We start from the raw sequence: 11,744 nt of genomic DNA, 5'->3' as shown, positions 1-11,744 counted from the left end.
GTTACACAATTAAGAGATTTTATACACTGTATGTTGTTTGGCCACATGCGCTCTTAATTGCGGCGCTACCACAAAAATAGAAACATACAGTACTAAGGCAAGAAGCACAATAATTATGGCAGCTATAAGTAAAGTTGTATTGCTCATTGTGGTTTTACTTGGATCCGTAAAAATAGCAACGTACATTCCTATGTTGAAAAAATACATTATACCACCTAATTGCATGACCACTGCATCAACAAGCCACTTTTTACCAGTTACCTTTTTTACAGCTGTAATCCGTTTTTTCTGTCTGTACATAAATACAAAAGGCACAATGGTTAAACCTATACAGCTAGTTAGTATGACCCAAAATTCAATATTCATAAAGGTTAGAATGCTGTAATAGATCCAAATAAAAAAAGTGGTGAGTAAAATCTTGGGTAATTTAAAATAGCCTATAAAATAGTTCCAAACCAGTTTTCTATAGTGCGTGTTCAGTGCATTTGTTTTTTGTTCTATAACATCAGAAAAACCCATTATCCCAAATTTCTTAAACTCAATGTTTAAAGCATCATTAAACGGAACTTCTGGAGATTTCTGCCATTGTTGTTCAATGCCATTGGCCAAATGGTCCACAAGCTCTATCTGCACATCATACCAATCTACAAAGTGCTTTTGCGTAAATGTGTAGAGTTGTTCTATTTGAGCTTTGGTCAGTGTCATTTACACAAGTTTATTAAAGCGTTTACGATATATTTTGGCCAAGTCTACAGTAATTTTAAAGAGTAGCATGATCAATGTAATAATCAAGCTAATTACACCTATTATGAGCAGTATATTAAACACTTCGATATAAAAAGACCTGGAAAGGTTCTTTGAAAAAGAAAACAGGTGAAAAATAATAACAAACGGAAATGCTATGCGCTCAATTATGGAAAAACGCTCTAGCTTATAAACTTTTAAGGCTATAAAATATACCAACCCAAAAATTAGCATAACCATAAAAGGAACGATAGAAATTATAGTCTTAAATACCTCAATATTTAATTGATTATAGGCCAACCACAATCCAAAATATAGTAGTGCAAAGGTGACAATACCATGTAAGGACAAAAGGTTTGAGAACAATAATTTTGCTATCTTCATGTCAGCTGACCTCAGGAATTTCTTATTATTATCAAGGAGTCTCGCTTTGTTTTTAACCATGTAGTCTTTAAAAATGTAGTAAAAGTCACGAGTGTTGCCATTAGCCATTTGTGTTTCAATGGCTGAGGCCACGTGATCTACCATTTCCATTCTAATGTCTTGATATATAACATCAGAGTTGTCTAAATAGTTGTCTATAAACCGAATATCTTCAGCACTTAAGCTTGCCATGTTCTAAGCCAATTTAGGGTTTACCAAGGTTTGCATGGTTTTAATATATTCTGCCAGCTCGTCCAGCTTGTTTACCGTTTCTTGTGCGCCTGTTTCGGTTAGTTTGTAATACTTGCGTAAGCGATTACCAACCCTCATGATCTGTACATCCAGAAAACCCTCTGCCTCAAGTTTATGTAGCGCAGGATAAAGCGCACCTTCGGTAATATTAAGTTCTCCGTTAGTTAATACCTTAACCTTTTGTGTTATCTCGTAACCATACATTTTATCGTGTTGGTTCAACAATTTTAAAATAATTGTTGTTAAGCTTCCTTTGTACAACTTAGAATTACTCATGCTGCAAATATACATAATTTTCTTATGTATAAGATTCTTATGTATTATTTTCGTCTTAAATTTTAGTTATAGAAAAAGCTCCTTCTTATTTTTGCCAAAAATTTACGTATGTCTCAATTTCATAGTTTAACTATATCTCACATAGAACGTTTAACAGCAACTTCAGTAGCCATTTCTTTTGCTATTCCAGAAAACCTAAAAGCAGCCTATACCTTTAAAGCAGGTCAATATATAACCTTAAAGACAACCTTAAATGCTGATGAGGTTAGACGCGATTATTCGCTTTGTGTTTCTCCTAAAAGTGATGAATTAAAGGTGGCTGTTAAAGAAGTTGAAAAAGGTTTGTTTTCTAAATATGCTAACACTAAACTTAACGTTGGTGATGTCCTAGAAGTCTCAGAACCTAATGGTCGTTTTATTTTTGAGCCTAATGCTGAAAAAACCAGAACCATTGTTGCTTTTGCAGCAGGTAGCGGTATTACTCCAATACTAAGCATTGTTAAAACTGTTTTAGAAGAAGAGCCTTTTAGTAATATGATTTTGGTTTATGGTAATAAATCTAAAACAGACGCTATGTTTTTTGAAGACCTTATCAATTTAAAAACTAGGTATGGTAATCGTTTCCATGTACACTTTATATTTAGTAGAACTAATGAAGAAGACGCTTTATTTGGCAGAATAGAGAAAAGTACTGTTAACCTAATTCTAAAGAATAAGTATAAAGATGTTACCATAGACTCTTTTTATTTATGTGGTCCAGAAGACATGATTCATGTAGTTAAAGACACTTTAACAGAGCATGGTGTAAAGGATTCTAAAATTCATTTTGAATTATTTAGTAATCCAGCAAATTCAGAAAACACAACCATAGAAGTTTCTGATGGTATGGCTGAAATCAAAGTTATTGTTGATGATGAATCTTTTGAATTTAACATGAACAACTCTAAAACCATTCTTGAAGCTGCGTTAAAACAAGATATCGATGCACCTTACTCTTGCCAAGGTGGTATTTGTAGTAGTTGTATAGCTCGTGTTACTGAAGGTACAGCAGAGATGAGACAGAATAATATTCTTACAGATGGCGAAGTTGCTGAAGGTTTAATATTAACTTGCCAAGCGCAACCTACTTCTTCTAAGATTATTGTGGATTATGATGATGTATAGTCTCTCTATCCTGTGGACATCTCTTTTAAGGAGAGAACTTAAAGTATTATAATTAACTTTAAGCTAAAGACTTTATTTTCTCTAATATGGTTTTAGTAGAAATACTACTAGCAGCATTTTCGTAATTGGCTGGATACGTATTGCCATAGATTGATGTTGGAATTAAGGGAAACTCTCCTCTATCTGCTACTAGTTGGTAATCGTCTGGTTGGTTAAAGGGTTTAAATCCTGTATAAGGATGAGTAACACCCCAAATTGTAACGACTTTTACACCATGCATCGCAGCCAAATGACCATTAGCAGAATCCATAGATAACATAACATCTAAATTTGAAATTATAACTAACTCTTCTTTTAAGTTCAGTTTTCCTGCAGTAGAACTAACAGTATTGTATTTTGTTTCAAGATCATTTAAAACCTTAACTTCCTCTTTGCTGCCAAATAAAATAATGTTATAATCCTTAGAGAGATGTTTTATGACTTCTTCCATTATATCTAATGGATACATTTTACTTGTATGAGCAGCAAAAGGTGCTATACCTATTATTTTCTTTTCAGGATTTGAAATGAATGTCTTTAAACTAGAGGTTAATTCTTTTTGTTTAGGAAACGAAGGTTTGGATAACTCTATTTTATAACCTAAAGCTTCAAATACATCTGCATACCTTTGGTGAGTTGTTTTTAGTTGTTTAAAAACTTTTCTAGAAGTTAGTGCTTTCTTTTCTGCTCTGCCTTTATCAATCTGCACAACTTTAGTTCCTGTAAAAAGGAATTTTAAAATTTTGCTTCTTAATACATTGTGTAAATCTGCAACAGCATCAAACCTCAACTTCTTTAATTCTTTTGAAAGTTTGTATAATCCTAATAGACCCTTGTGCTTTCCTTTTAAATCTACTGAATAAACTTCAACATTGTTTAACTCATTAAAAAAAGGTAAAAAAAAGGCTCTTGTAACAACTGTGATTTTTAAATGAGGATATTGATCTGTTACGGCTCTTAAAACAGGAACAGTCATAGCAACGTCTCCCATTGCTGAAAGACGAATTACGAGTATGTGGTTGGGTTTTGGCACCTCAATTAAAGGATAGGATTCTTATTTTCACAAGAATTATTTTTGAGCCCTTAACACAGGATTTAGCTCATCATCGTTATACATTTTCATCTGCTTATACACTTTCATGTATTTATTACCATTAGCTATATCGTTAAGTAAATCGTCTATTGCAGTACTTAAATCTACGCGTTGCTCTAGTAAAATGTCTAGCTTTTTTTGGCATGCAGCTCTGTGCTCAGGAGTAGCATCTTCTCTGGTAGCCTCGACATTCATATGATAGATTTTAAGTGCTAAAATAGATAGTCTATCAATTGCCCAAGCTGGACTTTCAGAATTAATCTTAGCATCAGTTTTTACTGCTACATCTTCATATTTATCTAAAAAATAACTATCTATAAACTCAACAGTATCTGTTCTGTCTTGGTTAGAAGCGTCTATCATACGCTTTAACTTTAAAGCACCAACTGGGTCTATGTTAGGGTCTCTAATAATATCTTCATAAGCCCATTGTACAGTATCAATCCAACATTTTCTGTATAATAAATGTGCAATTAGATCCTTGTCCTTATCGTACTTATTTGTGAATGGTTGATCTACAGTATTACGTACTTTGTATGTTTTAATAACATCTTGAAAAATAGAATTGGCTTTGTCTGAAAACATAGTTTTTAATTTAGACTGCAAATATACCTGATATTATTAATTTTGAAGGTATCACCAGAGCAGATTATGTTTATCACAGTAGTTCTAAAAAATTAGTTATGAAAGTTCATAATATTTCAACAAACAATTCTATTATCAATACATTTATCTCTGAGTTAAGAGATATCTCCATTCAAAAAGATCGTTTGCGTTTTCGAAGAAATATAGAGCGTATTGGAGAGGTTTTAGGGTATGAATTAAGTAAATCGCTTAATTATAAAACCTCTAATGTATCTACTCCTTTGGGAGAATGTTCAGTGAATTTATTAGATGATGATATCGTTTTATGTTCTATTCTTAGAGCTGGTGTTCCTCTGCATAATGGTTTACTTAACTATTTTGATGCTGCTGATAACGCCTTTATTTCTGCTTATAGACACCATCAAGAAAATCCTGAATCATTTGATATTGTTGTTGAATATTTAGCTTGCCCAAATCTAGAGGGCAAAACTTTAATTCTGGCAGATCCTATGCTGGCAACAGGTCAATCTATGCTAGCTACTTATAAAGCATTACTTCCTTTTGGTAAGCCAAAATCGTTACACCTTGTAAGTGTTATTGGTGCTCAAAAAGGAGTTGATTTTATCTCTGATGCTTTTGATGCTGATACTCAACTTTGGATTGGAACTATAGACAAAGAGCTTAACTCTAAAGGTTATATTGTTCCTGGATTAGGTGATGCTGGTGATTTAGCTTTTGGTGAGAAATTACAAAACTAGATTTAAGATTGGTGCTAAAACTAATATCAAAAGTAATACCTCTTTAAATCTTACATCGCTAACTTGTTCTAAGTAATTTGTCATGATAATTGCTAAAGGTGCAAATAAATAAAAGAATTCGCTTCCGTCTTTTTGTGGTGAAATAATACTTATAACCAAAGCAATTAATGCTGTAATACCAACTAAAATAAAGGCAGATTTAGATGTTCTATTAACCTCTTTTGTCTTTTTAAAATAATATATACTAGACCATATTAACATACTAAATACTAGTGTTATACTTAATATATTCTCCGAACTATTATATGCTGAAAAATCAAAATTTAATGACGGAATATTAGAAAAATCTTCTGCAATCCATTGGTCATTTACTATCACCTGAAATGATATATACAATATAGCTACAGTAAGGATTGTCATAACAGGAATTAACCAATTTTTAGAATTGTTTTCTGCTGAATACAGCAAAGCAATAACTACAAGAAATAAAAATAATATTGCCCAAAAATTTAACAAGCTGGCAAGAATAATCCAAAACGTTGCATCAAATAACTTTTTCTTAATCTCTAATTTAGATTGTAAGGTAATTAAACGTCTTAGCGCAAAAAGAATGAAAATATTAGATAAAAGCACATAAGAATTTTTTAGTCCATAAGGTAAAATGGCAATTAACAATCCATAGATGAGTATGGTGTATGCATTTTTTTTTGAAAGATTGTTTTTAGTAACAATAAATTCTAAGAGAAATATTGAGAATAACGATACTAGTAAAAAAAAGACTTGTTGCAGTATTTCTTTAACACCTATACCAGAAAATAAATACTCCCATTTTACACTAACAAAAACCAAAACAATGAGCAATAAGACAATTACATTATGTATTGGTTTAGATTTATTAAAAAATCTTGATATCATCTACAGACTTTGTATATTTGCAACGTAAATATAATGATATAAAGATGAACGATTTCTTCTACGGAATACAAGATTTTTTTGTGAATGTAGCTTTTAAACCCTTAGATTGGTTACGTGCTATGGAGTTAGAAAACTGGTGGGCAGCTAATACAGTTTCTTGGTTATTTACAATTATTGGATTTGTTGCCTTTGTCTATTGGATGAAACAATTAAGTGTTTATAACAAAAATGGTGAAGAAGATAAAAGTATTACTTCTCACTCTTACTTATAAATCGAATCCGATATCTTTTCGATAATTCATCTTATCAAAATGTAGATGCTCTATATTCTGGTAAGATTTTTTTATGGCCTCTTTATAGGTTTTACCGAAACTAGTAATTGCCATAACTCGTCCTCCTGAGGTTATCACTTTACCTTGGTTAAGTTTTGCTCCTGCATGAAATGCTATAGAGCCAGAAATATCTTCTAATCCAGAAATAACCTTACCTTTTTCATAAGACTCTGGATAACCACCAGAAACCAACATTACTGTCGTTGCTGCTCTATCATCTATTTCTATGGTATGTTCATTTAGAGTTTCATTTCCAACAGCTTCAAATAATTCTACGAGATCATTTTTTAATCTTGGGAGTACAACTTCTGTTTCTGGATCTCCCATTCTAACATTATACTCAATTACTTTTGGATCATTTCCTACTTTTATTAATCCTATGAAAACAAAGCCTTTATAAGGTAGTTTGTCTTTTTGTAAACCAGATATAGTTGGTTTAACGATTTCATCTTCAATTTTATTAAGAAATGTTTTATCTGCAAAAGGCACAGGAGAAATGGCTCCCATTCCACCTGTATTTAGTCCCGTATCTCCTTCACCTATACGCTTATAATCTTTAGCTGTTGGTAAAATTTTATAATTTTTCCCATCAGTAAGTACAAAACAACTTAATTCTATTCCGTCTAAAAACTCTTCTATAACAACAGTGCTGCTAGCGTTACCAAATTTAGAATCAACTAACATTGCTTTTAACTGAACTTTAGCCTCTTCTAAATTATCTAATATTAAAACGCCTTTACCTGCAGCTAATCCATCTGCTTTTAGCACATAAGGCGGTTTTAAAGATTCTAAAAAATTATAGCCATCTTCCAGGCTATATGATGTAAAACTTTGATACGCAGCAGTTGGTATATTATGGCGCATCATAAATTCCTTTGCAAACTCCTTACTACCTTCTAATTCTGCTGCCTTTTGCTGAGGTCCAATAATAGTAATCTTGTTTAAATCTTTATCATTTAAAAAGAAATCATGGACGCCATTTACTAAAGGGTCTTCAGGGCCAACAACTACCATTGATATATTATGCTTTAAAACTGCAGATTTTATAGCTTTAAAATCCGAAACATTGATTTCTAAGTTGGTTGCAATCTCAGCAGTACCAGAATTTCCTGGTGCTACAAATAAATTTTTACATTTAGAGCTTTGATTTATTTTCCAGGCAAATGTATGCTCGCGTCCACCAGAACCTAAGATAAGAATATTCATTTCAATGTAGTTTGCGCAAAAATAGTTGGTTTTAAATGTAAAAAACAATTATTTTACGGAAACATACTAATAAAACTTTATTGCGTTTTTTTGATCTTTCATTGACAATAAATGGTTATCCTTTGGAGGATGCCAAACGTATGTTGAAAAACATAAATGCGTTGAGTATTGATGAATATTCTGAATACATTGAATCTAAAAGGGAAGAGATTGTTAATTTTCATTTAAATCATAATTCTTTTTATAAAGTCTTTGGGAAATCAATAGATATTAAGAATTGGGATTCAGTTCCTGTAATGACCAAAAAAGACTTACAGCAACCATTAAACCTAAGGTTATCTGATGGCTACTCAAAAAAAAATGTTTATGTAAATAAAACATCTGGCTCCTCTGGTGATCCCTTTATTTTTGCTAAGGATAAATTCTGTCATTCGCTAACTTGGGCAATAATTCAAGACAGGTTTAATTGGCATGGTATAAATTTTAATACTAGTAAACAGGCTAGATTCTATGGTATTCCACTAAATAAAATATCATATACTAAGGAACGCATTAAGGATTTTTTAAGCAATAGGTATCGTTTTTCAGTTTTTGATTTAAGTGATACTGCTTTTGAAAGTGTTTTAAAAAAATTTAGTGAATCCTCTTTTGATTATATAAATGGTTACACGAGTTCTATTTTTCAATTTGCTAAATTTCTTGAGAAAAAAAATATCTGTCTAGTAAATATATGCCCAAGTCTAAAAGTTTGTGTTGTTACATCAGAAATGCTTTTTGAAGATGATAAAACTTTAATGAATACCACTTTTGGTGTTCCAATAATAAACGAATATGGGGCTTCTGAATTAGATTTAATTGCTTTTCAGAATAAAGAAATGGAATGGCAAATAAACAGTGAATCGTTATATGTTGAAATTTTAGACCATAATGATAACGTTCTACCACTTGGTTCTGAAGGTAGAATTATTATTACATCATTATACAATAAAGCGCATCCTTTTATTAGGTATGATATAGGAGATATTGGCAGCCTCTCTGAAAAAAGTAGCGTTAAAAAACCTGTTTTAAAAACCCTTGTTGGAAGAACTAATGATATTATTGTTTTGCCAAGTGGGAAAAAAGCTGCTGGCCTAACTTTCTATTACATTACCAAACGTATCATCGATAATAGTGGAACAGTTAAAGAATTTACAATTGAACAACAAACTTTAACTCAGTTTACTATAAATTATGTCAGTGATAGCGAGTTAAATTCTGATTTGAAAGAAAAAATAAGGCATGAAATTAAAAATTATTTAGAACCTGGTCTTGATGTTGTTTTTAATAAGTTATCAAAAATAGATAGAACTGCTAGTGGTAAATTAAAACAGTTTTCGTCTTTAATCACATGAGTAAAACTATCTTAATTATAACCAATTACTATCCTCCAGAAATTGGAGCGGCTTCTAATCGCATCTTTCATTTAGCAGAAGGGCTTAAAAACAAAGGGCATAACATTACTATACTTACTCCATTACCAAATTATCCTAAAGGTGAAATTTTTAAAGATTATAAAGGGGAATTTAGCCGCAAATCTGTTGAAAATGATATAGCAGTAAATAGACTTTGGATTTTTGCTAGCAACTCTAAAAACAAGTTTTTGAGACTTTTCGCGATGCTTTCTTATAGTTTTAGTCTGACATGGTTTTTTATTTGGAACAAAATACCGCGAACCGTAATTATACAATCACCACCTTTATTAGTGTCGTTTACAGCATTACTTTTTTTAAGATTTAAAAAGCGAAAACTCATATTAAATGTAAGTGATTTATGGCCATTAGCAGGATTAAAGTTAAATGCTTTAAAAAAAGGTATAGGTTATTCTTTGTTAGAATACATTGAACGATTCAATTACAAAAAAGCAAGCTTAGTTTTGTGTCAAAGTAAAGAAATAGAAGCTCACATCCATTCTATTTATCAAGAAAAAGATACTCTTTTATATAGAAACTACCCAGATTTTGAACCTCCAAAAGTTTTAGAAACTAAAAAAAATGACTCTAAAATAAAAGTCGTTTATGCTGGACTATTAGGTGTTGCACAAGGAATTTATAAATTAATTCAAGAGCTTAATTATGATGCTATTGAGCTTCATATTTATGGTTCTGGATCTGAGAAAGAGATAGTTTTATCTCATATAAAAAACAATCCTAATTTACCAATACACTATCATGGTGAACTAGATCGTACTAGGTTGCATAAGGTGCTTTTAAAATACGATATTACCATAATTCCGCTACTTAATAGAATTTATGGTTCCGTGCCTTCTAAAATATTTGAATACTCCAGATTAGGATTGCCAATTCTATACTTTGGTGGAGGTGAAGGAGAGTCTATTGTTACTAAAAACAACTTAGGTTGGGTTGCTGAATCGGGAAATTATAATGCCTTAAATGATGTTATTAAATCTATAGTTAAGGAAGACTTTTCAACATCTATTAAAAAAGAAATTCAAAAAAAGGCTTTACAGGAGTTTAATTTAGAGTCTCAAATCAATTCATTGGAACAAAAGCTTTAATACGCTTTATCTTCACCTTTAATTGCATTAATTAGTGTTTGAAAAATAATTTTTAAATCTAATAAGAGTGACCAATTTTCGATGTAAAAAATATCAAATTTAACTCTACCAATGATGTCTTTATTGGATTTTACTTCTCCTCTGAATCCACTAACTTGAGCTAATCCAGTAATTCCTGGTTTTACCTTATGCCTTAAAATAAAATTATATTTGTTGATTTTTTTAGAATACAAATCTGTATACAATAGCATATGTGGTCTTGGACCAACAACACTCATGTCACCTATTAAAACATTGAAAAACTGAGGCAACTCATCCATACTAGTTTTTCTCAAAAACTTACCAACTTTAGTAACTCTACTGTCATTTTCTTTTACGTATGTGCCGCTTTCTTGTTTAGAATTCATCCTTAAAGATCTATACTTAAAGCAATAGAATTCTTTATAGTTTATTCCTGTTCGTTTCTGCTTAAAAAATAAAGGGCCTTTTGAATCTAACTTGATTAGGATAAATAAAATTATAGTTAACCATGACAATATGAAAACAATAATGAACAATGAAAAGAAAATATCAAATACTCTCTTAATTGTTTTGTTTATATCATCATTTAAAGCAACATCTTGTATTGAAAGTACTGGTAACACACCATAGTAATCTGTTTTTAAACGCTTTGCTACTGTTTCTTTTTCACTTGGTATAAACTTTATATTACAGTGATTAATGTTGGCATATTTTACATACTCATTAACTTGTTTTTCTGTGAGTTCATCAATAGAACAATAAATCTCGTCAATGTTTTGGTCTTCTTTTAAATACTCAAAACTTTCTTTCAGTGGTTTAGTGCCAAAATCAGAATCACAAAATATTTCTTTAACAACATAACCCAATTCTTTTTTTTCAGTAATGATGGATTTAAAGGTTTGTACACTTTTGCCACAACCAATTATAATGATATCTCTAACATTTCCCCTTAGATAAGACCTAAAAGCCTTTAAGATAAGGTAGCTTAGTATTTTTACTGTTGCAATAGCAATGAATACTAAGACTAAGTATTTAAGAGTTGTAAAAGAGGGCAGGTTAACACTTCTGAAAATTCCGGCAAATGCAAAAACGATAATTAAGTACACTATAAATTGCTTTATTAATAGTGACATTATATTGAGAAAAGATGTATACCTGTATACTTTGTAAAATTTTACAGCATAGGTTGATATTAGCCAAAGTCCGGTAGAATATATAAAGTATATTAAATACTTATTATTTAGGAATTCATTATTGAAGAAATAAACTTCTCCTTCTCCTAAATTTAGATAATAGTATGCAAGAACATTTATTGCTGAAACATCATAGATGGTTAAAAATGGTCTCAAGAGCCAAGAAAATCGTCCTCGCTTAAATTCCAT

General features: G+C 31.0%; 13 protein-coding genes. 5 read left to right on the top strand and 8 right to left on the bottom strand.

Features of this window, described 5'->3' with window-relative positions:
- Positions 1–9 precede the first annotated feature (9 nt).
- Genes RM697_RS05465 through RM697_RS05455 form a run of 3 tightly spaced genes read right to left on the bottom strand, consistent with a single transcriptional unit; the run spans position 10 to position 1,695 of the window.
- The gene (locus tag RM697_RS05465) at positions 10–705 is read right to left on the bottom strand and encodes a hypothetical protein (protein ID WP_311426852.1); all 696 of its coding nucleotides are present in this window, start codon (positions 703–705) and stop codon (positions 10–12) included.
- Entirely contained in the window at positions 706–1,359 is a 654-nt protein-coding gene (locus RM697_RS05460) for a hypothetical protein (protein WP_311426851.1), read from the bottom strand. It abuts the gene before it with no gap.
- A gap of 3 nt (positions 1,360–1,362) precedes the next feature.
- Positions 1,363–1,695 (bottom strand): PadR family transcriptional regulator, encoded by a 333-nt coding sequence (locus RM697_RS05455; protein ID WP_311426850.1) that lies wholly within the window; start codon positions 1,693–1,695, stop codon positions 1,363–1,365.
- Between the two features lie 108 nt (positions 1,696–1,803).
- Between RM697_RS05455 and RM697_RS05450 the strand changes: the two genes are divergently transcribed.
- Positions 1,804–2,859 carry a 2Fe-2S iron-sulfur cluster-binding protein gene (locus RM697_RS05450; RefSeq protein WP_311426849.1) on the top strand — a complete coding sequence of 352 codons (1,056 nt, stop codon included), beginning with the start codon at positions 1,804–1,806 and terminating at the stop codon, positions 2,857–2,859.
- A 58-nt stretch (positions 2,860–2,917) separates the two neighbouring features.
- Here RM697_RS05450 and RM697_RS05445 read toward each other — a convergent pair whose 3' ends face one another.
- Both RM697_RS05445 and RM697_RS05440 read right to left on the bottom strand, forming a co-directional pair.
- Positions 2,918–3,889 (bottom strand): glycosyltransferase family 9 protein, encoded by a 972-nt coding sequence (locus tag RM697_RS05445; protein ID WP_311427031.1) that lies wholly within the window; start codon positions 3,887–3,889, stop codon positions 2,918–2,920.
- Between the two features lie 78 nt (positions 3,890–3,967).
- Entirely contained in the window at positions 3,968–4,576 is a 609-nt protein-coding gene (locus RM697_RS05440) for a DUF4254 domain-containing protein (RefSeq protein WP_311426848.1), read from the bottom strand.
- Between the two features lie 98 nt (positions 4,577–4,674).
- Between RM697_RS05440 and upp the strand changes: the two genes are divergently transcribed.
- Positions 4,675–5,334: a uracil phosphoribosyltransferase gene (upp, locus tag RM697_RS05435; RefSeq protein ID WP_311426847.1), complete on the top strand. Its 660-nt coding sequence runs from the start codon at positions 4,675–4,677 to the stop codon at positions 5,332–5,334.
- Here upp and RM697_RS05430 read toward each other — a convergent pair.
- Positions 5,323–6,249: a DUF6427 family protein gene (locus RM697_RS05430; protein WP_311426846.1), complete on the bottom strand. Its 927-nt coding sequence runs from the start codon at positions 6,247–6,249 to the stop codon at positions 5,323–5,325. The two genes, upp and RM697_RS05430, sit on opposite strands and share 12 nt — an antisense overlap.
- A gap of 44 nt (positions 6,250–6,293) precedes the next feature.
- Here RM697_RS05430 and RM697_RS05425 point away from each other — a divergent pair, with 44 nt between their 5' ends.
- On the top strand, positions 6,294–6,521 hold the full coding sequence (locus RM697_RS05425) for a DUF6341 family protein (protein WP_311426845.1): 228 nt from the start codon (positions 6,294–6,296) through the stop codon (positions 6,519–6,521).
- Here the strand turns inward: RM697_RS05425 and purD are convergent.
- Positions 6,516–7,787, bottom strand: coding sequence for a phosphoribosylamine--glycine ligase (gene purD, locus RM697_RS05420; protein ID WP_311426844.1), 1,272 nt, complete (start codon positions 7,785–7,787; stop codon positions 6,516–6,518). The two genes, RM697_RS05425 and purD, sit on opposite strands and share 6 nt — an antisense overlap.
- Positions 7,788–7,867: 80 nt before the next feature.
- Here purD and RM697_RS05415 point away from each other — a divergent pair, with 80 nt between their 5' ends.
- Positions 7,868–9,178, top strand: coding sequence for a phenylacetate--CoA ligase family protein (locus RM697_RS05415; protein WP_311426843.1), 1,311 nt, complete (start codon positions 7,868–7,870; stop codon positions 9,176–9,178).
- Entirely contained in the window at positions 9,175–10,341 is a 1,167-nt protein-coding gene (locus RM697_RS05410; protein WP_311426842.1) for a glycosyltransferase family 4 protein, read from the top strand. Before RM697_RS05415 ends, RM697_RS05410 begins: the two co-directional genes overlap by 4 nt.
- Here RM697_RS05410 and RM697_RS05405 read toward each other — a convergent pair.
- The gene (locus RM697_RS05405; protein WP_311426841.1) at positions 10,338–11,744 is read right to left on the bottom strand and encodes an exopolysaccharide biosynthesis polyprenyl glycosylphosphotransferase; all 1,407 of its coding nucleotides are present in this window, start codon (positions 11,742–11,744) and stop codon (positions 10,338–10,340) included. The two genes, RM697_RS05410 and RM697_RS05405, sit on opposite strands and share 4 nt — an antisense overlap.

Origin of the sequence: Microcosmobacter mediterraneus (assembly GCF_031846265.1) — a bacterium.
Taxonomy (GTDB): Bacteria; Bacteroidota; Bacteroidia; order Flavobacteriales; family Flavobacteriaceae; genus Microcosmobacter; species Microcosmobacter mediterraneus.
The sequence above is the reverse complement of the archived record's forward strand: the minus strand, read 5'-3'. Positions and strand labels throughout refer to the sequence as shown.